The sequence below is a fragment of the Streptomyces sp. SGAir0957 genome (genome assembly GCF_043523415.1).
Genome location: NZ_CP027293.1, coordinates 2,826,947 through 2,850,802, shown reverse-complemented (window position 1 = coordinate 2,850,802; position 23,856 = coordinate 2,826,947). Strand labels below are relative to the sequence as shown.

General features: G+C 71.2%; 23 protein-coding genes and 1 pseudogene. 16 read left to right on the top strand and 8 right to left on the bottom strand.

Annotation, left to right across the window (positions count from 1 at the left end; translation table 11 throughout):
* The first annotated feature begins 84 nt into the window (after nt 1-84).
* On the top strand, nt 85-1,062 hold the full coding sequence (locus C1N81_RS17650) for a helix-turn-helix transcriptional regulator (RefSeq protein WP_394430197.1): 978 nt from the start codon (nt 85-87) through the stop codon (nt 1,060-1,062).
* Here the strand turns inward: C1N81_RS17650 and C1N81_RS17645 are convergent.
* Nucleotides 1,022-1,627: pseudogene (locus tag C1N81_RS17645) on the bottom strand (alpha/beta fold hydrolase). The gene C1N81_RS17650 and the pseudogene C1N81_RS17645 overlap by 41 nt on opposite strands.
* A 45-nt stretch (nt 1,628-1,672) precedes the next feature.
* The gene (locus tag C1N81_RS17640) at nt 1,673-2,296 is read right to left on the bottom strand and encodes a TetR family transcriptional regulator (protein WP_394430195.1); all 624 of its coding nucleotides are present in this window, start codon (nt 2,294-2,296) and stop codon (nt 1,673-1,675) included.
* Between the two features lie 124 nt (nt 2,297-2,420).
* Here C1N81_RS17640 and C1N81_RS17635 point away from each other — a divergent pair, with 124 nt between their 5' ends.
* The 3 genes from C1N81_RS17635 (at nt 2,421) to C1N81_RS17625 (ending at nt 4,253) form a co-directional block, all read left to right on the top strand.
* Nucleotides 2,421-2,579 (top strand): hypothetical protein, encoded by a 159-nt coding sequence (locus C1N81_RS17635; RefSeq protein WP_394430193.1) that lies wholly within the window; start codon nt 2,421-2,423, stop codon nt 2,577-2,579.
* Nucleotides 2,580-2,810: 231 nt separating this feature from the next.
* Entirely contained in the window at nt 2,811-3,029 is a 219-nt protein-coding gene (locus tag C1N81_RS17630; protein WP_394438019.1) for a DUF4190 domain-containing protein, read from the top strand.
* A gap of 54 nt (nt 3,030-3,083) precedes the next feature.
* On the top strand, nt 3,084-4,253 hold the full coding sequence (locus C1N81_RS17625; RefSeq protein ID WP_394430191.1) for a cysteine desulfurase family protein: 1,170 nt from the start codon (nt 3,084-3,086) through the stop codon (nt 4,251-4,253).
* Nucleotides 4,254-4,272: 19 nt separating this feature from the next.
* On the opposite strand, the gene C1N81_RS17620 is transcribed toward C1N81_RS17625, so the two are convergent.
* A complete protein-coding gene (locus C1N81_RS17620) occupies nt 4,273-4,947 on the bottom strand; it encodes an N-acetylmuramoyl-L-alanine amidase (protein ID WP_394430189.1) in 675 nt (224 codons plus the stop codon).
* A 100-nt stretch (nt 4,948-5,047) separates the two neighbouring features.
* On the opposite strand from C1N81_RS17620, the gene mnmA reads away from it, so the two are divergent.
* Complete coding sequence (gene mnmA, locus C1N81_RS17615) at nt 5,048-6,196, top strand: tRNA 2-thiouridine(34) synthase MnmA (protein ID WP_394430187.1); 1,149 nt, start codon at nt 5,048-5,050, stop codon at nt 6,194-6,196.
* A 94-nt stretch (nt 6,197-6,290) separates the two neighbouring features.
* Here mnmA and C1N81_RS17610 read toward each other — a convergent pair whose 3' ends face one another.
* From C1N81_RS17610 to C1N81_RS17590, 5 genes are all read right to left on the bottom strand, one after another.
* Nucleotides 6,291-6,506 (bottom strand): hypothetical protein, encoded by a 216-nt coding sequence (locus C1N81_RS17610; RefSeq protein ID WP_394430185.1) that lies wholly within the window; start codon nt 6,504-6,506, stop codon nt 6,291-6,293.
* Nucleotides 6,507-6,526: 20 nt separating this feature from the next.
* The gene (locus C1N81_RS17605; RefSeq protein WP_394430183.1) at nt 6,527-7,651 is read right to left on the bottom strand and encodes a hypothetical protein; all 1,125 of its coding nucleotides are present in this window, start codon (nt 7,649-7,651) and stop codon (nt 6,527-6,529) included.
* Entirely contained in the window at nt 7,648-7,974 is a 327-nt protein-coding gene (locus tag C1N81_RS17600) for a hypothetical protein (RefSeq protein WP_394430181.1), read from the bottom strand. Before C1N81_RS17600 ends, C1N81_RS17605 begins: the two co-directional genes overlap by 4 nt.
* A gap of 208 nt (nt 7,975-8,182) precedes the next feature.
* Nucleotides 8,183-8,596, bottom strand: coding sequence for a hypothetical protein (locus C1N81_RS17595; protein WP_394430179.1), 414 nt, complete (start codon nt 8,594-8,596; stop codon nt 8,183-8,185).
* A 57-nt stretch (nt 8,597-8,653) separates the two neighbouring features.
* Nucleotides 8,654-8,998, bottom strand: coding sequence for a DUF427 domain-containing protein (locus tag C1N81_RS17590; protein WP_394430177.1), 345 nt, complete (start codon nt 8,996-8,998; stop codon nt 8,654-8,656).
* Between the two features lie 63 nt (nt 8,999-9,061).
* Between C1N81_RS17590 and C1N81_RS17585 the strand changes: the two genes are divergently transcribed.
* The 11 genes from C1N81_RS17585 (at nt 9,062) to C1N81_RS17535 (ending at nt 23,724) form a co-directional block, all read left to right on the top strand.
* A complete protein-coding gene (locus C1N81_RS17585; RefSeq protein ID WP_394430175.1) occupies nt 9,062-9,607 on the top strand; it encodes an LOG family protein in 546 nt (181 codons plus the stop codon).
* A gap of 25 nt (nt 9,608-9,632) precedes the next feature.
* A complete protein-coding gene (locus C1N81_RS17580; protein WP_394430173.1) occupies nt 9,633-10,340 on the top strand; it encodes an SDR family oxidoreductase in 708 nt (235 codons plus the stop codon).
* Between the two features lie 44 nt (nt 10,341-10,384).
* Nucleotides 10,385-11,404: a methionine synthase gene (locus tag C1N81_RS17575; protein WP_394430171.1), complete on the top strand. Its 1,020-nt coding sequence runs from the start codon at nt 10,385-10,387 to the stop codon at nt 11,402-11,404.
* A 68-nt stretch (nt 11,405-11,472) separates the two neighbouring features.
* Nucleotides 11,473-13,671, top strand: a complete 2,199-nt coding sequence (gene ligA / locus C1N81_RS17570) for an NAD-dependent DNA ligase LigA (RefSeq protein ID WP_394438017.1) — start codon at nt 11,473-11,475, stop codon at nt 13,669-13,671.
* Nucleotides 13,672-14,311: 640 nt separating this feature from the next.
* A complete protein-coding gene (locus C1N81_RS17565; protein ID WP_394430169.1) occupies nt 14,312-16,489 on the top strand; it encodes a putative bifunctional diguanylate cyclase/phosphodiesterase in 2,178 nt (725 codons plus the stop codon).
* 102 nt (nt 16,490-16,591) lie between these two features.
* Nucleotides 16,592-16,888 (top strand): Asp-tRNA(Asn)/Glu-tRNA(Gln) amidotransferase subunit GatC, encoded by a 297-nt coding sequence (gene gatC / locus C1N81_RS17560; protein WP_018531282.1) that lies wholly within the window; start codon nt 16,592-16,594, stop codon nt 16,886-16,888.
* A 5-nt stretch (nt 16,889-16,893) separates the two neighbouring features.
* Complete coding sequence (gene gatA / locus C1N81_RS17555; protein WP_394430166.1) at nt 16,894-18,387, top strand: Asp-tRNA(Asn)/Glu-tRNA(Gln) amidotransferase subunit GatA; 1,494 nt, start codon at nt 16,894-16,896, stop codon at nt 18,385-18,387.
* Entirely contained in the window at nt 18,384-18,623 is a 240-nt protein-coding gene (locus C1N81_RS17550; protein ID WP_394430164.1) for a hypothetical protein, read from the top strand. Before gatA ends, C1N81_RS17550 begins: the two co-directional genes overlap by 4 nt.
* An 18-nt stretch (nt 18,624-18,641) precedes the next feature.
* Nucleotides 18,642-20,162 (top strand): Asp-tRNA(Asn)/Glu-tRNA(Gln) amidotransferase subunit GatB, encoded by a 1,521-nt coding sequence (gatB, locus tag C1N81_RS17545; RefSeq protein ID WP_394430162.1) that lies wholly within the window; start codon nt 18,642-18,644, stop codon nt 20,160-20,162.
* 109 nt (nt 20,163-20,271) lie between these two features.
* On the top strand, nt 20,272-21,507 hold the full coding sequence (locus C1N81_RS17540) for an SLC13 family permease (RefSeq protein ID WP_394430160.1): 1,236 nt from the start codon (nt 20,272-20,274) through the stop codon (nt 21,505-21,507).
* Between the two features lie 183 nt (nt 21,508-21,690).
* Nucleotides 21,691-23,724: a phosphocholine-specific phospholipase C gene (locus C1N81_RS17535; RefSeq protein ID WP_394438015.1), complete on the top strand. Its 2,034-nt coding sequence runs from the start codon at nt 21,691-21,693 to the stop codon at nt 23,722-23,724.
* Nucleotides 23,725-23,856: the final 132 nt, after the last annotated feature.

Here is a 23,856-nt window from a genome sequence, read left to right as displayed (position 1 = left end):
CGCGACCAGCCACGACGCACCCCGCACCCGGCGACGCCGATCACCAGGCAGACGCGGACCGTCGCCCGACGTCAGACTGACCCGGTGAAGTCCGACCGCCTGCTCTCCATCCTGCTCCTGCTGCAGACCAGGGGCCGAGTCCCGGCTCGCGAACTGGCCACCCGGCTGGAAGTCTCCGTCCGCACGATCTACCGGGACGTGGACGCCCTGAGCACCGCAGGCGTCCCGGTCTACGCGGAGCGAGGCCGCGGGGGAGGCATCACCCTCCTCCCCGGCTACCGCACGGACGTGACAGGACTGACCGCCGACGAGTCCCGCGCCCTGTTCATCGCGGCGGCCCGCGGCCCCCACGAGGCCCTGGGCCTGGACGCGGCGATCGGCTCGGCCCTGCGCAAGCTGATGGCCGCGCTCCCCGCACCGCACCGCCCGGCGGCCGAGCTGACCGCACGCCGCATCCTGATCGAACCGTCCCGCTGGATGGGCCCGCCGTCGCGGGAGATGGACGTCAGCGCCTTGCGGGACGCGGTCTTCGCCGACCGGCGGCTGCGGATCCGCTACCGGCACAGCGGCGCCGCCGCACCCCGCACGTACACCGTCGATCCGTACGGTCTCGTCTGCAAGGCGGGCGTCTGGTACCTGGTCGCCGACCGCAGGAGCGTGCCGCGGCTGTTCCGCGCGGACCGGATGCACGCGGCGACGCCGACGGACGCGCCCGTACGGCGACGCGAGGGCGTGGAACTGGCCGACGCCTGGGCGGTCCTGAAGCGCGAGGTCGAGGAACGCCCCGCCGCCGTCGAGGTCACGGCCCGGGTCCGCCGCCCCCGCCTCGACCTGTTCCTGCGGATGTGCGGCACCTCTCTGACCGCACCCCCCGAGGACGACGGAACCGGCGACTGGATCACCGTCCGGCTCGGCTACGAGGCGCTCGGCGCGGTCCGTTCCCTGGCCCCCTTCGCCGCGGACGTGGAGGTCCTCGGCCCACCACAGGCCCGCGCCGAACTGTCCCGCTGCGCCGCCGCGATCACCGCGCTGTACGCAGGAACCGACCCAGCGCGGCCGTGAGTTCGGCGGGCGCGTCCTCCTGGACGAGGTGCCCGGCGCCCTCGATGACCCGCAGCTCGGCACCGGGGATCGCCGCGACCAGCTCGTGCCCGCGCGCGACGGGGATCCACGTGTCCTCGGCGCCCCAGCACACGAGCACGGGCATCCGCACCTCCCCGTACCGCCCCTGCACGTCCTCGGTGAACCGCTGGTCGTTCTGCTCGATCTGCCGGTAGAAGGCGTCCTTGCCCGCCTCCGTCAGCCACGGCGCGACGAGCCGCGGGTTCGCTCAGGCCCCAGTGGTCGATCAGCGCGGCCAGGGTACGGGCCTGGGCGTCCAGGGTGACGTCCTGCCCGTGCCGCATCGCGGAGGCGCCGTACCCCGCGAGGTCCCACACGTACACGCGGTGCTCGGCGGCGAGGGCGCGGCCGGGCCGCGCCACACGTACGACGAGAACGGCGTGCCGTGGACCAGGACGACGGGCGGCGCGTCGGCCGGCCCGAGGACACCCCAGCGGATCTCGCCGGAGGGTCCGGGGTAGCCGCGGTCGAGGTGCCAGTCGCTGTACGGCTCCGCTGCCATCATGACCGTAAGGCTAGTAGCTCATGACACCCTCGACCAGTGCCCGGCTCACTGTCCGTCCAGCCAGTGTCTGCGGCCCAGGCTCACGAGCCGCAGCTGGCGCTCCGCGACCCCCGCCACCCGCGCGTAGTCCTCGGGCGGCGTGGTGAGGAAGGCGGACGCGGTCGCCACCATGTGGTCGACGTAGAGGCCCGCGAGCATCAGGAGGTCCTCACGGCTCCAGCCCGCCGACTCCGGGTCGAGGCTCAGCGCGGCGGACACCTCCTCGGCGAACTGTCCGAGCTGCGCCCCTATCGCGTCGCTGACCCGCCGCACGCCACCGTGCCGCTCGCGCGCGATGAACCGGACGTGGGCCGGGTGGGCGCGCACGTGCGCGGCGATCAACTCGACGGTGCGGGCGATGCGTTCGTCGCTGTCCCAGGTCGCCTTCAGCAGCTCGGAGACGACGGCGTGCAGGCTGCCGAGCGCCTGCTCGACCAGGGCGACACCGAGGTCCGCCGTGCTGTCGAAGTGCCGGTAGAACGCGGTCGGCGCCACCCCCACGGCGCGCGTGACCTCCCGCAGGCCCAGGCTGCTGAGGCTCTGCTGCTCCAGCAGCTCGAGGGCCGCGTCGAGGAGTGCCTGCCGGGTCTTCTGCTTCTGGGCCTGCCGGATGCCGAGAGTGTGACTCATGTCATCCAGTTAACAACTGTTCTCCGTGATTGGGAACCGCAGCGCGCGGTACTCTAGAAATCAGTGAACAGTTGTAAGCCAGAACGTCAGAAGTACTTGCACGCTCACGTCTGAGAGGTTTCCCGTGCTGTTCCTCGTAGCGGCCCTGTTGCTGCTGGGCTTCGCGCTCGGCACCGTGGCCCACGCCCCGCTCTCGTTCACGCTGGTCGCCGCCGCCGTGATCGGCGTCTGGCTGGCCGTCTTCGCGGCGCGTGAGCGCCACGCCCGCCGCCACCAGAGCTGACCAGCGCACTAGCGGAAGCCGGAAGCCGGACCCGAATCCGGATCGACAGGGGGTACCACCATGCAGCTCACCGCACCGGACGAGACCGCCACGACCCACAAGACCGAGGCCGCCAAGGTGAACGAGGCGAACGCGGTGAACGAGGCGAACGGGGTGAACGAGACGGACGGGGTGGACGGGGCCAGTCAGAAGCCCGCGCCGCGTCCCACCGGCCGACGGGACACCGACGGCATGGCGGTCGCCTCGTTCGTCCTGGGCCTGATCGGCCTGCTCGTCCTGAACGTCTTCCTCGGCCCCATCGCGATCGCCCTCGCCGGGATCTCCCTGTGGCGCGGCACCGCCCGCCGCGGCCGCGCCCTGCTCGGCCTGGGTCTCGGCGTCGCCGACCTCGTCGTCCTCTTCGCGTTCGTCGCCGCCGACAACACGCTCTCCTGGAGCATCACGGGCTGACCGCGCGGGCCTTGACCCGGGGCGCCCGCCGGGGCTCGTAGAATCGAGCCCACCATGGCCTACCTCGACCACGCCGCGACCACTCCGATGCTCCCGGAGGCGGTCGAGGTGATGACCGCCCAGCTCGGCGTCACCGGCAACGCCTCGTCCCTGCACGCCGCGGGCCGCCGCGCCCGGCGCACCGTCGAGGAGTCCCGCGAGACCCTCGCCGCCTCCCTCGGCGCCCGCCCCAGCGAGGTCGTCCTGACCGCGGGCGGCACCGAGGCCGACAACCTCGCCGTGAAGGGCCTGTACTGGGCCCGGCGCGCCGCCGATCCCGCCCGCACCCGCGTCCTCGCCAGCCCCGTCGAGCACCACGCGGTCCTCGACGCCGTGCACTGGCTCGCCGAGCACGAGGGCGCGACGGTCGAGTACCTGCCGGTCGACGCCTACGGCCGCGTGCACCCGGACGCGCTGCGCGAGTCGATCGCGCGCCACCCGGCCGACGTGGCCCTGGCCACGGTCATGTGGGCCAACAACGAGATCGGCACGATCCAGCCGGTCCGCGAGCTGGCGGACGTGGCCCGCGAGTTCGACGTCCCGCTGCACGCGGACGCCGTGCAGGCCTACGGCCAGATCCCGGTCGACTTCGCCGCCTCAGGCCTCGCCGCGATGACGGTGTCGGGCCACAAGATCGGCGGCCCGTACGGCATCGGCGCGCTCCTCCTCGGTCGCGAGTACACGCCCGTCCCCGTCCTGCACGGCGGGGGACAGGAGCGTCACGTCCGCTCGGGCACGCTCGACGTACCGGCGATCGCCGCGTTCGCGACGGCGGGCCGGATCGCGGCGGAACAGCGCGAGTGGTTCGACCGGGAGATCGGCGCCCTGCGCGACGACCTCGTCACGGCGGTCCGCGCGGCCGTCCCCGAGGCGATCCTCGGCGGCGACCCCGCCCCCGGCGGCCGGCTCCCCGCCAACGCGCACTTCACCTTCCCCGGCTGCGAGGGCGACTCGCTCCTGCTGCTCCTGGACGCCCAGGGCATCGAGTGCTCGACCGGCTCGGCCTGCACGGCGGGCATCGCCCAGCCCAGCCACGTCCTCCTCGCCACCGGCACGGACCCGGACCTGGCCCGTGGCACGCTCCGCTTCTCACTCGGCCACACGTCGACGAAGGCGGACGTCGAAGCGGTGGCGGCGGCGATCGGCCCGGCGGTGGAACGGGCGAGGTCGGCGGGCCTGACCTGAGGAGGCACGCCTTGGCGGGCTATGCCTTGGCGGTACCGGCGCGCGCGTGGGCGGCTCTGACGAGGCGCATGTACTTGTCCCAGTCCCACAGGGGCCCGGGATCGGTGTGATCGGTCCCCGGCACCTCCACGTGCCCGATGACATGCTCACGGTCGGCCGGAAACCCGTACCGCCTGCATATCGCGGCGGTCAGCCTGGCCGAGGCCGCGTACATGGCGTCGGTGAAGTCCTCGGGCCGGTCGACGAAGCCCTCGTGCTCGATCCCGACACTGCGCTCGTTGAACTCGCGGTTGCCCGCGTGGAAGGCGACGTCCAGCTCGCGGATCATCTGGGCTATGTGCCCGTCCTGCCGGACGACGTAATGCGCGGCGGCACCGTGCCAAGGATCCTTGAACACCTTCAAGGTCCCCTGATAGCTGCCCTGCGTGACGTGCACGATGACACGGTCGATCGTGTAGTCGGCGGGCCGGTCCGCCCGCCGCCAGTTCGCGGCCGCGGCCGCGACCCACTCCGCGCCCTTGAAGTCGACGGCACCGGCCTCGCGTGGCTTGTCGACACCGGGCACCTGCCACCACATGTGCGCGAGATCGCTGCGCGCGAGCAGTCCGACGCCGACGGCCGACGCGACGCCACCGACGATCAGGGTCCGCCGACTGACCGCCCGCCCGCCGTCGCGCCCACCTGACTCCCCCATACGCGCCCCCGTTCTCTTCCTCCCCCACCTTCTCCGTACGAGATCCACAACGCTTATCCGGGAGATTCGGTTCCCGCGGCCCCGTACCCTAAAGAGTGCTATGACTTCGCAGACCTCGATGCCGAACCCGTCGCTCCCCGCCGACCGTCCCCTCCGCGTGCTCGCCGCCATGTCGGGCGGCGTGGACTCAGCCGTCGCGGCGGCCCGCGCCGCCGAGGCCGGGCACGACGTGACAGGCGTCCACCTGGCTCTCTCGGCAAACCCCCAATCGTTCCGCACGGGTGCGCGCGGCTGTTGCACCATCGAGGACTCCCGCGACGCGCGCCGGGCGGCGGACGTCATCGGCATCCCGTTCTACGTGTGGGACCTGGCGGACCGTTTCCGCGAGGACGTGGTGGACGACTTCGTCGCGGAGTACGAGGCGGGCCGCACCCCGAACCCGTGCCTGCGCTGCAACGAGAAGATCAAGTTCGCGGCACTCCTGGACAAGGCGCTCGCCCTCGGCTTCGACGCGGTCTGCACGGGCCACTACGCGAAGGTGATCGTGAACGCCTCCGGCGCCCGCGAACTCCACCGCGCCTCCGACATGGCCAAGGACCAGTCCTACGTCCTCGGCGTCCTGGACGACCGCCAGCTCGCCCACGCGATGTTCCCGCTGGGCGACACGGTGACGACGAAGGAAGAGATCCGCGCGGAGGCGGAGGCCCGCGGCCTGGCAGTAGCCAAGAAGCCCGACTCCCACGACATCTGCTTCATCGCGGACGGCGACACGCAAGGCTTCCTCGCCTCCCGCCTCGGCAAGGCGGAGGGCGACATCGTCGACGAGTCGGGCGCTGTGCTCGGCACCCACGAAGGCGCCTACGGCTTCACCATCGGCCAGCGCAAGGGCCTCCGCATCGGCACCCCCGCCCCCGACGGCAAGCCGCGCTACGTCCTGGACATTTCCCCGGTCAACAACACGGTGACGGTGGGCCCGGCGGAGGCGCTGGACGTGACATCCCTGACGGCCATCAAGCCCCGCTGGTGCGGCGAGCCCCCCACGGGCCCCGGCGTGTACACGGCCCAGCTCCGCGCCCACGGCGGCGAAACAGAGGTAACAGCGGAGCTGATCGCGGACGAACTCCGGGTCTCCTTCTCGGAGCCGGCGCGAGGCGTGGCCCCCGGCCAGGCGATCGTCCTCTACGACGGCACGCGAGTGGTGGGCTCGGCGACGATCGCCACGACGGGGCGGACTGCGGCGGTGGCGTAACCCGGCTTACTGGTGCGCTGACACCTACGTACGTCCCCTGCGGCGTCGCCCTGCTCAGGCCGACGCCGCAGGGGACGCTCATTCCAGGGGTGTGTCAGGGGCGGCGCTGTCTGACGGTGATATATCCGTAGACGACGTTTCCTACGCAGCCCGCCGTCAGCAATGACAGAAGCCAGGAGAACTGGCCGTCGGCAGCCAGGATTCCGACGAACAGCGTCATGAAGGCTGCCACCCCGCTCATGTAGAACAAGGCGCTTTTGTGCTGACGGTCACCGTAATCGGATGGCCTGTTGGGGTCTTTGAGTTCCATGTTCCGCTCTGATCGACGGGTCAGACCAGTTTGTTGTCGTAGCTGTTGCCTACGACGGGGAAATCCTCGAGCTCGTTGATGAATTGGGCAGAGGTGATTCCGGCACCTGCGAGAGTTCCGGTGAGCGCCAGGAGGAGCTTGTCGTACTGAGCGACGAGCTCCTCGTACTTGCTCACCATCTCGACAACGCGATCCGCGGTGAAGGCGGCACCTACGAAGGTCCCCAAGAGCCCGACGCCTGACGCGGCCACAGCGGTGGAAGCGGCGGCGGAGACGGCGGCTTGCAGCGCGAGGTCGCAGATCTGCGCGATCAGACCCTTCACGATATCGGCGAACGAGAACACCGCCGCAGTGATGTCGTGGTAGTGATCTCGCAACGCATGGAAGGAGCCCCGCGCGGATTCGAGCCGAAGTGCCGCGTCGTCGAAGTACTTCCAGGCCGCGTCGGCCGCGTTCCCCCGCCACGTGGTCCCGAGTACCTCGTTGCCGTGCCTGATGTTTGCCGCCGCGTCGGCACAGAAGTTGCCCAGACAGTCCCATGCGTCCATGCAGTTGGCGTAGCTCTGCCAGTCTCCGGCCAGCTTGTTCGAGAAATAGCCGAGGATGTCGAAATCGAAGGCCATCTTCAAGCCCTCGTTGACGAGGACGGACGGGCTGCCGAAGTCCAGCAGGGTGCCGACCATTTTGTTGACGGGCGCGAACTCCAGCTCGGCCAGATGGCCGGCTCCCCATCCGCCGGAGCCACCGGGTGGTGTGAGGCGGCTGACGGCGTCATGCACATCCTTGAATGGTGTGGCGCCGCTGGGGCGAGGCCGGGGAACGCCCCTCGACGTCTTCACCTTCGGGCAGGCGGCGTCGAGTTTGCGGGCCTCTTCCAGGTCCACCGACTCGTACCACGTGGCTGTTTTCTTGAGCTCGCGCTCGGAGGCTCCCAGGATCGTGTCGAAGCGGCTCAGTACGTGTGTGGCGTTGCGTACGTTCTGGTGGTGTCCGCCCAAAAGTTTGTTCCAGAGCGGGGCCGCACAACAGAAGTCGATGCTGGTACTGCTCCGGACATAGGACGTGGCGCTGGCACAGTCTCCACCCGCCCTGTTGACCAGGCGTGCGTAACCGTTCAGGTCGCTCGATTCGACCGCAAGCGTCATGGCCGCCGCCCGCGCTGAGCCCGCTCTTCCCTCATGCAGGCCCGCTCTTCCGCCGCTTGCCGTTGGCCCTCGCGCGCAAGGGCGAACCGCTCGGAGTCGGGCATGCGGTCCCAGCGCCGCCTGAAGTCCCGCCCCCGCTCGATCACCGCCTCCGCATACGCAGGGATACGCGTCGCCTCGCGCAAGCTCACACGGCCCGCCAGGACCTCCTGGGACATTTCTTTCAGGACGGGGTCGGCGTCGCCGCGCTGGAACTGTTCCAGCGCCTTGCGCAACAGGCGTTGCTGTACGGGGTCATCGGTCAGGTCCATGTCGGCGGTCACTACGTCTTCGTCTCCCTCGGTGCGGTAGCGCAGGGAGCGGCACAGTAGTGATGCCGGTTGTAGGAAAAGCTGCGTCGTGAGCCGGAGAGCGGTGAACAGTCGGTCCTGGGGTCAGTGGGCCCTTGGGGGAAAGCTTTCCGTGTGTCTCATCCGAATGGGGTAGGCCACAATTGACCCGCCCCGCACGCCAATTGAGCGAGCGCAGAGCTCAGCCTCGCGCCCCGAGATAGTGGTGGAGGACCGCGGAGAGTTCTGTGCACCAGCGCGGCACCTGCGACCTTTTCCGGGCCCGGACCCGGCACTCGTACACCGGGCCCTCGACCGTCACCGCCGTCACCGACAGACCGTCGCCGAGCGGTTGGAAGCGCACCGTGTGCAGGCGCGGCCACGGGAGTTCGATGCCGTGGGGGCCCTGCTCGAAGTGGACCCCGTCGGCGTCCACGACCATGCCGTTGAACTCGTCCGCCGCCACGAACTCGGGGCCGGTGACCGGCGTGGGCGGCGCGAATCCGGGGCCGGTCGCCGGGGCCGGTGGCGGCGGGTACATCGGCGGGGGCGGGCCGAAGCCATGTGCCGGAACTGCCGGAACCGGACCGCCTTGATGGTCGAATCCCTGCGTCATGCCCACCCCGCCCTGCCCTGCCCTGCCCTCAGAAGTTCAGCCTTGTGTCCGCGGGGCCTATCCCACCACTTCCGCCTCGTAGAAGCACAGGTGCCCCTTGATCGCCGCCACGTCCTCCTTCGGCTCGGGGTACGACCACACCGCATCCGCGGCGCCGGGCAGCGACCAATAGGACGCCGTTCCCTTGAAGGGGCAGTACGTCGTCGTGTCCGAGGGGGAGAGCAGGGACGTCGTCACGTCCTCCGGCGGGATGTAGTAGCGCACGGGACAGCCCGTCTCCCGCAGCAGCAGCGCACGCGTACTGTCCGCGATGACCTGCCCGTCGCGCACCACCCGCACCCGCTCCGCACCCTGCTCGATCGTGATCTTGTGTCCGGGGATTCCGGCGTTTCCAGGAGTCATGGAGAGTTCAGCGCCGCCGACGCCGCCGTTCTTCCCGGCACAGGGCCCCGTACCGTTGTTCCCATGAACATCTGCGTCTTCCTTTCCGCCGCCGACCTCGACGACCGCTACACCCGTCCCGCCCGCGAGTTCGCCGAGCTTCTCGGCAAGGCGGGGCACACGCTGGTGTGGGGTGGTTCGGAGAGCGGGCTCATGAAGGTCGTCGCCGACGGGGTGCAGGAGGCCGGGGGGCGGCTCATGGGCGTGTCCGTCGAGTTCCTGGCGGCCAAGGCGCGCGCGGTGACCGCCCCGGACGAGATGGTCGTCGCCAAGGATCTCGCCGAACGCAAGGCGCTGCTCCTCGGCAAGGCCGACGCCGTCGTCGTCATGGTCGGCGGGACCGGGACGCTCGACGAGGCCACGGAGATCCTGGAGCTGAAGAAGCACGGGAAGACCACCATGCCCATCGTGCTGCTGAACAGCGCCGGGTTCTACGACGGGCTCAAGGAGCAGTTCCGGCGGATGGAGGACGAGGGGTTCCTGCCGATTCCCCTCACCGATCTTGTCTTCTTCGCCGAGGAACCGGTCGGCGCCCTGGCCTACCTGGAGGAGTCCCAGGGCATCGAGTAGCGGCGGCAGTGCGAGCATGGCCCGTATGACAGGCACAACCAGCCCAGCCACTCACGTGATCACCGGCGCCGGTTCCGGCATCGGCGCCGCCGTCGCCCGCCGCCTCCACGCGCGCGGGGACGAACTCTTCCTCCACGCGCGCGACGCGGGCCGCGCCAAGGAGCTCGCCGCCGAGTTCCCCGGTGCCAGGACGCTCGTCGGCGACCTCGCCGACCCCGACAAGCTGTCCTGGGCGTTCTCGCACCAGTCGCTGCCGGACCGGGTCGACTCGCTGCTCCACATCGCCGGGGTCGTCGATCTCGGGCCGGTCGGTGAGCTGACCCCCAAGTCCTGGCGGCACCAGCTCAACGTCAACCTCATCGCCCCCGCAGAGCTGACCAGGCACTTCCTGCCCCAGCTGCGGCTCACCCAGGGACACGTCCTCTTCGTGAACTCCGGGTCCGGGATCCACGCGGGGCCCGAGTGGTCCGCGTACGCCGCGTCCAAGCATGGCCTGCGGGCCCTCGCGGACTCGCTGCGCAAGGAGGAGCACGAGAACGGGGTGCGGGTCACCTCCGTCTACCCCGGCCGCACCGCGAGCGCCATGCAGGAGAAGGTGCACCAGCAGGAGGGCAAGGCGTACGACCCCTCGCGCTGGATCGACCCCGAGTCGGTCGCCACGACGATCCTCATGGCGCTCGATCTGCCGCGCGACGCCGAGGTCAACGACCTGACCGTGCGCCCGGGACGCTGACCTCCCCGAGGAGCGACCCCGCCGGCGTTACGTACCCTGCCTGAGTGAGTGAAAAGAGCGACTTCAGGTGGGGGCCGGCCACTGGCGTCGGTTCGATGCCCGGCGGCGATGCCCGAGAGGCCGCCAAGACCGTCACCGGCTCCTTCGAGGGGCCGGAGACGGGGATGCCGTTCCTCGCGGAGCTGCCCGCGCGCGGGCCGGGCGCCGACATGATCGGCCGTACCGCGGGGCTCCTCGTGGACCTCTACGCGCGCGTGGAGCCCAGCGGCTGGCGCATCGGCGACCGGCCGGGCCGTGACACCAAGCGCGCCCGCTCCTGGCTGGGCGAGGACCTCGACGCGCTCGAGGAGTTCACCCAGGGCTACGAGGGGCCGCTCAAGGTGCAGGCCGTCGGCCCGTGGACGCTCGCCGCCGCCCTGGAGCTGCGGAACGGCGAGGCCGCGCTCTCCGACCTCGGCGCCTGCCGCGATCTCGCCGGGTCGCTCGCCGAGGGGCTCCGCGCCCACCTCGCCGACGTCCGGCGCCGCGTGCCCGGCGCCGAGATCGTGCTCCAGCTCGACGAGCCCTCCCTCATCGCCGTCCTGCGCGGCCGGATCAAGACGGCCAGCGAGTACCGCACGCACCGCGCCGTCGACCGCCAGCTCGTCGAGTCCACGCTGCGGGATGTCATGGCCGCCGCCGGGGGCGGGCCCGTCGTCGTGCACTCCTGCGCGCCCGACGTGCCGTTCGCGCTGCTGCGCCGTGCCGGGGCCGACGCGATCTCGTTCGACTTCTCCCTGCTCACGGAGCGTGACGACGAGGTGATCGGGGAGGCGGTCGAGGGAGGCACCCAGCTCTTCGCCGGTGTCGTGCCCGGCGTGGACGGCCGATTGTCGGACCCTGCCGGTAGCGTCATGGGTGTCAGGACGCTGTGGCGCAGGCTGGGACTGAATCCGGGGTCGCTCGCGGAGGCGGTCACGGTCACGCCGTCGTGCGGGCTCGCGGGCGCTTCACCCGCGTACGCGCGGGCGGCGCTCGCCCACTGCACCCGGGCGGCAAGATCACTCGCGGACAACCCTGAGTGACCGGGGACCGAAGGCAACGGGAGGACGAGACGGTGGCTGCCGAGAAGGCCGGACAGGAACAGGCCAAGATCGACAAGGTCGCGCGGCAGAGCCCCGTGCCCCCCAAGGCGCGGGAGGAGCACGGCCGCCTCGCCGAACAGATCGAGGAGCACCGCTTCCGGTACTACGTGAAGGACGCGCCGGTCGTCTCCGACGCCGAGTTCGACAAGCTCCTGCGCTCCCTTGAGGCGCTGGAGGAGCAGTACCCGGAGCTGCGCACCCCGGACTCGCCGACGCAGAAGGTCGCGGGCGCGTACGAGACCGAGTTCACCTCCGTCGAGCACCGCGAGCGCATGCTCTCCCTGGACAACGCCTTCGACGATCTCGAACTGGCGGCCTGGGCCGAGCGCGTCGCCAGGGACGTCGGCGCACCCGGCTACCACTTCCTGTGCGAGCTGAAGGTCGACGGCCTCGCGGTCAACCTGACGTACGAGAACGGGCGGCTGACGCGCGCGGCCACGCGCGGTGACGGCCGCGTCGGCGAGGACATCACGCCCAACGTGCGCACGATCGCGGAGATCCCCGACCGCCTCAAGGGCGACCGCGTCCCCGCCCTCGTCGAGATCCGCGGCGAAGTCTTCTTCCCGATGGAGAAGTTCGAGGAGTTGAACGCGCGTCTGGTGGAGGCGGGTGACAAGCCCTTCGCCAACCCGCGGAACGCGGCGGCCGGTTCGCTGCGCCAGAAGGACCCCCGCGTCACCGCCACCCGCCCGCTGCACATGGTCGTCCACGGCATCGGCGCCCGTGAGGGCTTCGACATCGAGCGGCTCTCGGAGGCGTACGAGCTGCTGCGCGAGTGGGGGCTGCCCACCGCCAAGCACAACAAGGTCGTCGACGATCTCGACGGCGTGCGCGCGTTCATCGCCCACTACGGCGAGAACCGGCACTCCGTGGAGCACGAGATCGACGGTGCCGTCGTCAAGCTCGACGAGATCCGCCTCCAGGGCCGCCTCGGCTCCACCGCGCGCGCCCCGCGCTGGGCCATCGCCTGGAAGTTCCCGCCCGAAGAGGTCAACACCAAGCTGGTCAACATCCGCGTCAGCGTGGGCCGCACCGGCCGGGCCACCCCGTACGCGCAGGTGGAGCCGGTGACCGTCGCGGGCTCCGAGGTCGAGTTCGCCACGCTGCACAACCAGGAGGTCGTGAAGAAGAAGGGCGTGCTCATCGGCGACACGGTCGTCATCCGCAAGGCCGGTGATGTGATCCCCGAGATCCTCGGGCCCGTCGCCGACCTGCGGGACGGCAGCGAGCGGGAGTTCGTGATGCCCGCCGAGTGCCCCGAGTGCGGCACGGCGCTGCGGGCCATGAAGGAGGGCGACAAGGACCTGCGGTGCCCCAACGCCCGCGGCTGCCCCGCCCAGTTGCGCGGGCGCCTGTTCTACCTCGGTGGCCGCGAGTGCCTGGACATCGAGAACTTCGGGCAGGTCGCCGCCGCCGCGCTCACGGCGCCCCTTGAGCCGCCCGAGCCGCCCGTCGTCGACGAGGGCGACCTTTTCGGCCTCTCCATGGAGCAGCTGCTGCCCATCAAGGCGTACGTCCTCGACCCGGACAGCGGCCTGCCCAAGCGCGATCCGAAGACCGGCGAGGACAAGGTCGTCACGGTCTTCGCCAACCAGAAGGGCGAGCCGAAGAAGAACGCGGTCGCGATGCTGGAGAACATCGCGGCGGCCAAGGACCGCCCGCTCGCCCGGTTCCTCAACGGGCTCTCGATCCGCCACGTCGGCCCGGTCGCCGCCCAGGCGCTGGCCCGGGAGTTCCGCTCCATCGACCGCATCGATCAGGCCACCGAGGAGGAGCTCGCCGCCACCGAGGGCGTCGGCGGGATCATCGCCGCGTCCGTGAAGCAGTGGTTCGCGCAGGACTGGCACCGCGAGATCCTGCGCAAGTGGCGCGAGGCCGGGGTGCGCCTGGAGGACGAGGGGGCGGGCGAGGACGAGGGGCCGCGACCGCTCGAAGGGCTCACCGTCGTCGTCACCGGGACGCTGCAGAACTACACGCGGGACGGCGCCAAGGAGGCCCTGCAGAGCAGAGGCGCCAAAGTGACCGGTTCCGTTTCCAAGAAGACGTCGTTCGTGGTCGTCGGGGACAACCCGGGGTCCAAGTACGACAAGGCCGTGCAGGCGAAGGTTCCGGTTCTGGACGAGGACGGATTCGCCGTTCTGCTCGGCCAGGGACCCGAAGCGGCCGCGGAATCGGCGCTTCCCGTGGAAGAACCGACTCAGGAGTAGCGGTTGAAGGCCACCCGATCGGCGCATACCAGATGCATACGGATGGCCAGGCCGCATTCGGGCAACCGCGGTCGGGCACGGCCGTCTGGTGCCCGTGGAAGCCTTCCGCGGCCTAATGTTGAGTGTGTGCGTCTGCCATGTCCTGCTGCGGATGGGGCACATCCCCCGGTTCACCGAAGGCCGGGGGAGCGGGCAGTGGATGTGGGCACCGCCGGCTGTGAGAGGGACGGGAATGGAACCGACCGAGAGCGCTGCCCCGGACTCACACCTGCGTCCGCGCCGCCGTACGCGGCGCGCGGCGGCGGCACACGGGAGCGGGGGCGACGGCAGCGAGAGCGGTCGCGGGGAGAACGAGCGCGGTGATGTGGTGAACTGGCGCAATTGGTGGCGTGAGGCGGGACGCGGTCTGCTCCGGGCGGGCGGCGGGCGGTCCGGAGCGGCGCCCGGCACGGCGCGCGGAGCTGCGAACCGGGTGACCGGGGGCGGACTCGGCGCGATGTTCGGCAAGGCGCGCGGAACCGCGGACCCGGCAGAGGGAACAGGACCCGGCGGGACCGTGAGCGGCGCAGCGCGTCACCCGAGCGGCTCAAACGGCACCCGTCGGCCGGGCACAGGCCCGAGAGGCACCGCCTTCACGACCATGGACGCACCGGTACCGCTGACCCCGGTCGCGACCGGCACGGGCGCCGCCGGACCGGCCGCGCCCGGCACCGTCGGCGTGGCGACCCCGGCGGGGAACCCGCTCGCGGGGCAGGCCGACACCGGCTCCCGGGCCGCGGCGCCGCCGCTGCTGCCCGGCGCCATCGTCACGTTCGCCGCGGTCATCCTCGGCGCCGGGTTCTACCGCGCCTTCGCGGGGCATCACGCGCTCTTCCCGTCCGGCACCGTCGGCTGGTCGCTCGCGGTCCTGACCGGCATCATCGTCGGCCACCTCGTCGCGCTCGGCCGCGACCGCTGGTGGGGCGGGACCGGCTCGGGCGCCGCCCTCACCCTCGCCGTCCTGCTCCTGTACGGCTGGGTACCGGCCGGAATGGTCAGCCTCACCGTCGTCGTCCTCGTCGGAGTCGCCCGGCGGCACCGCTGGCGCCAAGGCGCGCTGCACGGCGCCATAGACATCCTGGGGATCGGCGCGGGCGCCCTCGTCCTGGCCGCGTTCGGCCGCGTCCCGTCCGTCGAGTCCCCCTGGGACCCGCAGACATGGAGCTTCTCCGCGGTGCCCGAGGTCGTCCTCGTGGCGGCCGCGTATCTGCTCGTCACGCGCGCGCTGCTCTGGTACGTGCACGCGCCGCGCCCGGCCGGGCTGCCGACCCTGGCCCGCCCGGCGCTCCTGCGGCAGGGCCTCGTCGGCGTCGCGCTGCTCGGTATCGCGCCGCTGGTCTGCGTCGTCGCCCTCGCCATGCCGGTGCTGCTCCCGCTCTTCGCGATCCCGCTGGTCGCGCTGGACTCGACGCTGTGGATCGCGCGGGCCCGCGCCGAGGAGCAGCTGCGCGATCCGCTCACCGGGCTGCCCAACCGGCAGTGGCTCCTTGAGCGCACGTGGTCGGCGCTGACCGACGCCGAGCGGATCGGGGCGCGCAGCGCGCTCATGCTGATCGACCTCGACCGGTTCCGCTCGGTCAACGACACGCTCGGCCATCTCGCCGGTGACCGCCTCCTGTTGCAGATCGCCGACCGGCTGAGAGCGGCACTGCCGCGCGGCGCGGAGGCGGCGAGGATCGGCGGTGACGAGTTCGCCGTCCTGCTCCCGGTCGCCGACTCCACGACCTCCGCCTCGCGCGTCGCCCGCCAGCTCGTCGCCGCGCTCGGCTCACCCCTCGACCTCGACGGGCTGACGCTCGTCCTGGAGGCCAGCGCCGGGCTCGCCGTCTTCCCCGACCACGCGCTCGACGCCGAAGGGCTGCTGCGCCGCGCCGACGTCGCCATGTACCAGGCCAAGCGGGACCGTACGGGCGTGGAGGTGTACGAGTCGAAGCGGGACTCCAACACCCCCGACCGGCTCGGCCTGTTGGGCGATCTGCGGCTCGCCCTGGACGCCGGGGACGTGGAGCTGCACTACCAGCCCAAGGTCCGCTTCGACGGGCAGGTCGCCGGGCTCGAAGCGCTCGTACGGTGGGTGCATCCGGAGCGCGGGAAGGTTCCGCCTGACGAGTTCATCGCCATCGCCGAGTCCTCCGGGCTCATGCCGCACCTGACCGAGTACGTCCTGGACACGGCGCTCGCCCAGGTCGCCCGCTGGCGGGCGCAGGGCCTGCACGTGCCCGTCGCGGTGAACGTCTCGCCGAGGGACGTGCACACGCCCGGGTTCGCGGGCGCCGTCGCCGCGCGCCTCGCCCGCCACGGAGTCCCCGCCGGATCGTTGCAGCTGGAGATAACGGAGCACGTCCTCCTTGAGGACCCGCAGCGCGCCGCCGACACCCTCGCCGGGCTCACCGGGCACGGCGTGAAGATGTCCCTGGACGACTTCGGCACCGGCTACTCCTCCCTCGTCCACCTGCGGCGGCTGCCGGTGAGCGAGCTGAAGATCGACCGCTCGTTCGTGGCCCGGCTCGCCGTGGACAACGAGGACGCGGAGATCGTCCGCTGCACCGTCGACCTCGCGCACTCCCTCGGGCTGCTCGTGGTCGCCGAGGGCGTCGAGGACGACGAGACGTGGGAGCGCCTGCGCGACCTCGGCTGCGACGCGGTGCAGGGCTGGCTCGTCGCCGCCGCGATGCCGCCGGACGAGACGACGGCCTGGCTGCGGGCCCGCGGTTCGCGCGGCTGGCAGCGGACCCCGGCGGCGCTCCCGGCGGTCCAGGGGGACGATCCGCGCCCCTGAAGGCCCCCTGGAGAGCATCGCGGCCGAGGGCGGGTACGGGCACGGGGTCGGGCCCCATAGGATTGGGGCCAAACCACACACTCCCACCCTGAGGATCGCTGCATGCCTGGCATCACGCGCGAGGAGGTCGCCCACCTCGCCCGGCTGGCGCGTCTGGAGCTGAAGCCCGAAGAGCTCGACCACTTCGCCGGCCAGCTCGACGACATCATCGGCGCGGTCGCCCGCGTCAGCGAGGTCGCCGACCAAGACGTACCGCCGACCTCCCACCCGCTGCCGCTGACGAACGTCATGCGCGCGGACGAGGTCCGTCCGTCGCTCACCCCCGAGCAGGCGCTCTCCGGCGCCCCGGCCCAGGAGCAGCAGCGTTTCAAGGTGCCGCAGATCCTGGGGGAGGACTAATCACCATGACGGACATCATCAAGCTCACCGCCGCCGAGACCGCCGCGAAGATCGCTTCCGGCGAGCTGACGGCCGTCGAGGTCACCGAGGCCCACCTGGCCCGGATCGAGGCCGTCGACGAGAAGGTGCACGCCTTCCTGCACGTCGACCGCGAGGGCGCCCTCGCGCAGGCCCGCGCCGTCGACGAGCAGCGCGCCAAGGGCGAGAAGCTCGGCCCGCTGGCCGGCGTCCCGCTCGCCCTGAAGGACATCTTCACCACCGAGGGCGTGCCGACCACCGTCGGCTCCAAGATCCTCGAAGGCTGGATCCCGCCGTACGACGCGACGGTCACCAAGAAGCTGAAGGCGGCCGGCGTCGTCATCCTCGGCAAGACCAACATGGACGAGTTCGCCATGGGGTCCTCCACCGAGAACAGCGCCTACGGCCCGACCGGCAACCCCTGGGACCTCACCCGCATCCCCGGCGGCTCCGGCGGCGGTTCCTCCGCCGCGCTGGCCGCCTACGAGGCCCCGCTCGCCATCGGCACGGACACCGGCGGATCGATCCGCCAGCCCGCCGCCGTCACCGGCACCGTCGGCGTCAAGCCCACGTACGGCGGTGTCTCGCGGTACGGCATGGTCGCGTTCTCGTCCTCCCTCGACCAGGGCGGGCCCTGCGCCCGTACGGTCCTGGACGCCGCGCTCCTTCACGAGGTCATCGCCGGGCACGACCCGCTCGACTCGACCTCCATCGACGCGCCGGTCCCGCCGGTCGTCGAGGCCGCGCGCAACGGCAGCGTGCGGGGTATGCGCGTCGGCGTCGTCAAGCAGTTCCGCGGCGAGGGCTACCAGGCCGGTGTCGTGCAGCGCTTCGACGAGTCGGTCGAGCTGCTCAAGTCGCTCGGCGCCGAGATCGTCGAGCTGGACTGCCCCACGTTCGACCTGGCGCTGTCCGCGTACTACCTGATCGCGCCGTCCGAGTGCTCCTCGAACCTCGCCCGGTTCGACGCCATGCGCTACGGCCTGCGCGTCGGCGACGACGGCACGCACTCCGCCGAGGAGGTCACCGCCCTCACCCGCGAGGCCGGCTTCGGCGACGAGGTCAAGCGCCGCATCATCCTGGGCACGTACGCGCTGAGCTCCGGCTACTACGACGCGTACTACGGCAGCGCCCAGAAGGTCCGCACCCTGATCACCCGCGAGTTCGAGGCCGCCTTCGAGAGCGTGGACGTCATCGTCTCGCCGACGACGCCGACCACCGCCTTCCCGATCGGCGAGCGCGCCGACGACCCGATGGCGATGTACCTCGCGGACCTGTGCACCATCCCGACCAACCTGGCCGGCAACGCCGCCATGTCGCTGCCCTGCGGCCTGGCGCCCGAGGACGGCCTGCCGGTCGGCCTGCAGATCATCGCTCCCGCCATGAAGGACGACCGCCTGTACAAGGTGGGTGCCGCCGTCGAGGCCGCCTTCGTGGAAAAGTGGGGGCACCCGCTGCTCGAGGAGGCTCCGTCGCTGTGAGTGCGTTTGGTAAGGCCAAGGGATTCAAGAAGTCCAAGTCCGGCACGTACCTGTCGATCGGGACGACCGCTTTCGGCGCGCTCAGCGTCGTGAAGCAGGCGAAGAAGGCGCGTTCGGAGAACGACACGCTCCGGCTCGTCGACGCCGTCGTCTCCGCCGCCGCCATCGCCACCGGCCTCGCCCTGCTGCTGCGCGAGCTCAAGCGCATCGGCGACGACGACGTCCTGCTGGGCTGAGAGGGAAGTACCAACACCGTGACTGCCACGACCACTCCCGAGCTGCTGCCCTACGAGGAGGCGCTCGCGTCGTACGACCCGGTCATGGGCCTTGAGGTCCATGTCGAGCTCGGTACGAAGACGAAGATGTTCTGCGGCTGCTCCACCGAGCTGAAGCAGGGCCCCAACAGTCAGACCTGCCCCACCTGTCTCGGCCTGCCCGGCGCCCTGCCGGTGGTCAACGAGATCGGCGTCGAGTCCGCCATCAAGATCGGCCTCGCGCTGAACTGCGAGATCGCCGAATGGTGCCGCTTCGCCCGGAAGAACTACTTCTATCCGGACATGCCGAAGAACTTCCAGACCTCCCAGTACGACGAGCCGATCGCCTTCAACGGCTACCTCGACGTCCAGCTGGAGGACGGCGAGGTCTTCCGCGTGGAGATCGAGCGCGCCCACATGGAGGAGGACACCGGCAAGTCGACGCACGTCGGCGGTGCCACGGGCCGTATCCACGGCGCCTCGCACTCGCTGCTCGACTACAACCGCGCCGGCATCCCGCTCATCGAGATCGTCACCAAGCCGATCGAGGGCGCGGGCGAGCGGGCCCCCGAGGTCGCCAAGGCGTACGTCGCCGAGCTGCGCGAGGTCATCAAGGCGCTCGACGTCTCCGAGGCCCGCATGGACAAGGGCCAGATGCGCTGCGACGTCAACCTCTCCCTGCGGCCGCACGGCCGCAAGGAGTTCGGCACGCGCTCCGAGACGAAGAACGTGAACTCGCTGCGTTCCGTCGAGCGGGCCGCGCGCTACGAGATCCAGCGCCACGCCGCCGTCCTCAGGTCGGGCGGCACCATCGTGCAGGAGACCCGGCACTTCCACGAGGAGGACGGCTCCACCACGTCGGGCCGCATCAAGGACAACGCCGAGGACTACCGGTACTTCCCGGAGCCCGACCTCGTCCCCGTCGCCCCGTCCCGCGAGTGGGTCGAGGCGCTGCGCGCCGAACTCCCCGAGCTGCCCCTCGCTCAGCGCAACCGGCTGATCGAGGAGTGGGGCATCAGCGCCCACGACATGCAGTCGATCCGCAACGCGGGCGCGATCGGCCCGATCGTCGCCACGATCAACGCCGGTGCGGACGCCACGTCCGCGCGCAAGTGGTGGATGGGCGAGCTGGCCCGCAACGCCAACGAGCAGGGCGTCGACCTGGGTGAACTGCCCATCACGCCCGAGCACGTGGCGCGCGTCTCCGAGCTGGTCTCCAAGGGCGACCTCAACGACAAGCTCGCCCGCCAGGTCATCGACGGCGTCCTCAAGGGTGAGGGCACGCCCGACGAGGTCGTCGACAAGCGCGGCCTGAAGGTCGTCTCCGACGAGGGCGCGCTGTCCACCGCCGTGGACGAGGCCATCGCCGCCAACGCGGGGATCGTCGCGAAGATCCAGTCCGGCAAGGTCGCGGCGGCCGGTGCCCTTGTGGGGGCCGTGATGAAGGCGACCCGGGGTCAGGCGGACGCGGCTCGCGTCAAGGAGCTGATCCTTGAGAAGCTGGGCGTCAGCGAAGGCTGAGCGGAAGCGGGCGGCGGCGCACTGGGTTCCTGGTGCGCCGCCGCCCGCTTGTGTCTACGTCACGGGGCTCCGCCCCGGACCCCGTTCCTCAATCGCCGGAAGGGCTTGAATGGTCGTCTCCCTCGCCCTGCTCGCTTTCACCCTCGCCTTCGCGGTGGTACGACCCCGCGGCTGGCCGGAGGCCGTCGCCGCCGTGCCCGCCGCCGGGATCGCCATCGCGCTCGGGGTCGTCACCCCCTCCCACGCCTGGTCGGAGACGAAAGAGCTCCTCCCTGTCGTCGGCTTCCTCGCCGCGATCCTGCTGCTCGCCCAACTCTGCGCCGACGACGGCCTGTTCAAGGCCGCCGGTGACGCGGTCGCGCGGGCCTGTCACGGCAGCCCGACGCGGATGCTCGGCGGGGTGTTCGCGGTGGCCGCCGCCGTCACCGCCGTGCTCAGCCTGGACGCCACCGTCGTCCTGCTCACCCCGGTCGTGTTCGCGACGGCCGCGCGGATCGGCACGAGCCCGCGCCCGCACGTCTACGCCAGCGCCCACCTCGCCAACTCGGCGTCGCTGCTGCTGCCCGTCTCCAACCTCACGAACCTCCTCGCGTTCACCGCGAGCGGGCTGACGTTCAGCCGGTTCGCGGGCCTCATGGCGCTGCCGTGGCTGCTCGCGATCGGCATCGAGTACGTCGTGTTCCGCCGGTACTTCGCCGACGATCTCGCGGCGCCTGCGCACGATCCCGACCCGGGGGAGCCGACCGGTGTGCCGGTGTTCACGCTGGTGGTCCTCGCGCTGACGCTCGCCGGGTTCGTCGTCACGTCGTTCGCGGGGATCGAGCCGCTGTACGCCGCCTGCGCGGGCGCCCTCGTGCTCGGCGCCCGGTCCCTGGCCCGGCGCCGCTCCACCCCGGGCGAGCTGTTCACGGCGCTCAACCTGCCGTTCTGCCTCTTCGTCCTCGCCCTCGGCGTCGTGGTCAGGGCCGTGGTCGACAACGGGCTCGGGGACGGCATCGCGCACGTCCTGCCCGACGGATCGTCGCTGCTCACGCTGCTCGCGGTCGCCGGGGTGGCCGCCGTGCTCGCCAACCTCATCAACAACCTGCCCGCGATCCTGGCGCTGCTCCCCGCCGTCGCCCCGGCGGGGCCCGGGCCGGTGCTCGCCGCGCTGATCGGCGTCAACCTCGGCCCGAACCTCACGTACGTGGGCTCACTCGCGACCCTGCTCTGGCGGCGCATCGTGCACGCCCACGGCACCGAACCCGACCTCGCGGGGTTCACCCGGCTCGGGCTGCTCACGGTGCCCACGACGCTGCTCGCCTCGACGGTGGCGCTGTGGGCGGGGCTGCTCGTCCTCGGGTAGCGGTTGGACCTTTGTCCCGGATGCTTGGACGTTTACGTTTCGGCTCGTTCTTGTACTTCCCAGGGACATCTGACGTGGCTACGGTCCCGGCCGAACCACTCAATGGGTCGATCGCAGACCATTACGCGCGGAGGTCCCGTGTCACCGTCCCCGGAGTCCCCCGAGTTGTCCCGCCGACGCCTGATGGCCGTCGGCGGGGGCGCGCTGGGCGCCGCCGCCGTCGGGTCCTTCCTGCCGCCCTCGCTGCGGCAGGCCGTCGCCGCTCAGGCCGAGCGGGGCGCGCCGCCGAAGGGCGGGCTCGACGCCATCGAGCACGTCGTCATCCTGATGCAGGAAAACCGGTCGTTCGACCACTACTTCGGGACCCTGCGCGGCGTGCGCGGCTTCGGTGACCGCAATGCGATCCGGCTGCCCGGCGGCACCAGCGTCTTCGAGCAGCCGGGCGCGCTCCGCACGGTCCTGCCCTTCCCCGTACGGGAGGCCGCCGCGACGCAGAAGAAGGACCTGCAGTACATAGGCGCCCTCGACCACTCCTGGTCCGGCGGCGCCAAGGCCGCGCACGGCGGCTGGCACGACGGGTGGATCACCGCGAAGACCGCGGCCACGATGGCGTACTACACGCGCGAGGACATCCCGCTGCACTACGAACTCGCCGACACCTTCACCGTCTGCGACGCCTACCACTCCTCCATCCACTCCTCGACCAGCCCCAACCGCAACCACCTGTGGAGCGGCAGGACCGGCGACGAGCCGCTGACCGGCGCCCGCGCCGTCGGCAACGACGCCTACGACGAGGGCAAGCACCCCGGCTACGACTGGGGCACGTACGCCGAGCGCCTGGAGAAGGCGGGCGTGAGCTGGCAGACGTACACCGAGTGGGAGAACTTCACCGACAACCAGATCGAGTTCTTCACCACCTTCAAGGCCATCGCGAAGAAGGCGCTGGTCAAGACTGGTCTCACCTACATGGAGGCGTTCTACGCGAAGGTGCGCGACGCCGCCGACGAGGCCACCCGCGACAAGCTGTTCGCCACCCTGGAGGAAGGCGTGGCGACGCTGGACCGGCGGGAGCGGTCGCTGTTCGAGCGGGCGCTGCGGCGGGTGCCGACGGGTGAGCTGGCCGCGACGTTCGCCCGTGATGTCGCGCGCGGAAAGCTGCCGCGCGTCTCCTACCTCGTACCGTCCGCGGTCGACTCGGAGCACCCCTCCGTCTCCTCGCCCGTCCACAGCGCGACCATCGTCTACAAGGTGCTCGACGCGCTCGCCTCGCACCCCGAGGTGTGGCGCAAGACCGCCGTCTTCATCAACTACGACGAGAACGACGGTTTCTTCGACCACGTACCGCCGCCCGTGCCGGGCCCGGACGTCACCGACGAGCACTGGCAGGGGCTGCCGACCGGGCTCGGCATCCGGGTGCCGATGCTTGTCGTCTCGCCGTGGACCGTCGGCGGGTACGTGTGCTCGGAGGTCTTCGACCACACCTCCGTGATCCGCTTCCTGGAGCAGTGGACCGGCGTCCGCGAGCCCCACATCAGCGCCTGGCGCCGCCAGGTCGCCGGCGATCTCACCGGAGCCTTCGACTTCCGCCACGGCCACCGGCAGCCCGAGGTCGAGCGGCCGGGGCCGATCCCCGCGTTCACCGGCCGCTGGGCGCCGCAGCCCCCGGCGCAGCAGTCGATGCCGGTGCAGGAGCCGGGCACCCGGCCGGCCCGCGCCCTTCCGTACCAGCCGGACGCCCACGCGCGCGTGCGGGACGGCGACGTCACGCTCACCCTCCTCAACACCGGGCGTTCCAGCGCGCACTTCGCCCTCTACCCGTACGCGGGCGAGTTCGCGGCGCCCCAGCACTTCGACGTCGTCCGGGAGCAGACCGTGACGGTGCCGGTGCGCGAGGGCGCGTACGACTTCGTGGTGACGGGACCCAACGGGTTCCGGCGCGAGTTCCGCGGGCGTACGGACTCCGGCGTCGACGTGACCACGAGCGTGGACGCACGCGCGCGTGCCGTGCGCGTCCGGGTGCGCGGCACGGGGGAGACGGCGCGGACGGTCGTCGTAGGGAAGCGGACCGTCACCGTCCGGCCGGGCCGGACCGTCACCGTCGTCCACGAGACGGGGAAGGCGCACGGCTGGTACGACGTCGAGGTCACGGCGGGCGACACGTTCCTGCGGCGCCTTGCCGGGCATATCGAGGACGGGCGACCGAGTGTGTCGGGCTGACCGGTGTGCGGCGCGGTGCAGCGCGAGGGCATGTATGTGAGTAAGCCCACGAAAGCGACAAAGGATCACTTCTGCCTGCAAGAGTGACTGGCTCCTGCTCAAGTGTTTCTTTGCGGGCTCGTTCGATCGATA

Excerpts from the sequence above, each read along its gene's own strand:
- C1N81_RS17565 (WP_394430169.1), top strand. The coding sequence starts at position 14,312 with ATGGACGCACCGGTACCGCTGACCCCGGTCGCGACCGGCACGGGCGCC.
- gatC (WP_018531282.1), top strand. The coding sequence starts at position 16,592 with ATGCCTGGCATCACGCGCGAGGAGGTCGCCCACCTCGCCCGGCTGGCG.
- C1N81_RS17640 (WP_394430195.1), bottom strand. The coding sequence starts at position 2,296 with ATGAGTCACACTCTCGGCATCCGGCAGGCCCAGAAGCAGAAGACCCGG.
- C1N81_RS17620 (WP_394430189.1), bottom strand. The coding sequence starts at position 4,947 with ATGGGGGAGTCAGGTGGGCGCGACGGCGGGCGGGCGGTCAGTCGGCGG.
- C1N81_RS17605 (WP_394430183.1), bottom strand. The coding sequence starts at position 7,651 with ATGACGCTTGCGGTCGAATCGAGCGACCTGAACGGTTACGCACGCCTG.
- gatA (WP_394430166.1), top strand. The coding sequence starts at position 16,894 with ATGACGGACATCATCAAGCTCACCGCCGCCGAGACCGCCGCGAAGATC.
- C1N81_RS17535 (WP_394438015.1), top strand. The coding sequence starts at position 21,691 with ATGGCCGTCGGCGGGGGCGCGCTGGGCGCCGCCGCCGTCGGGTCCTTC.
- mnmA (WP_394430187.1), top strand. The coding sequence starts at position 5,048 with ATGACTTCGCAGACCTCGATGCCGAACCCGTCGCTCCCCGCCGACCGT.
- C1N81_RS17580 (WP_394430173.1), top strand. The coding sequence starts at position 9,633 with ATGACAGGCACAACCAGCCCAGCCACTCACGTGATCACCGGCGCCGGT.
- C1N81_RS17595 (WP_394430179.1), bottom strand. The coding sequence starts at position 8,596 with ATGACGCAGGGATTCGACCATCAAGGCGGTCCGGTTCCGGCAGTTCCG.
- C1N81_RS17590 (WP_394430177.1), bottom strand. The coding sequence starts at position 8,998 with ATGACTCCTGGAAACGCCGGAATCCCCGGACACAAGATCACGATCGAG.
- C1N81_RS17610 (WP_394430185.1), bottom strand. The coding sequence starts at position 6,506 with ATGGAACTCAAAGACCCCAACAGGCCATCCGATTACGGTGACCGTCAG.
- C1N81_RS17630 (WP_394438019.1), top strand. The coding sequence starts at position 2,811 with ATGGCGGTCGCCTCGTTCGTCCTGGGCCTGATCGGCCTGCTCGTCCTG.
- C1N81_RS17540 (WP_394430160.1), top strand. The coding sequence starts at position 20,272 with ATGGTCGTCTCCCTCGCCCTGCTCGCTTTCACCCTCGCCTTCGCGGTG.
- C1N81_RS17625 (WP_394430191.1), top strand. The coding sequence starts at position 3,084 with ATGGCCTACCTCGACCACGCCGCGACCACTCCGATGCTCCCGGAGGCG.
- C1N81_RS17585 (WP_394430175.1), top strand. The coding sequence starts at position 9,062 with ATGAACATCTGCGTCTTCCTTTCCGCCGCCGACCTCGACGACCGCTAC.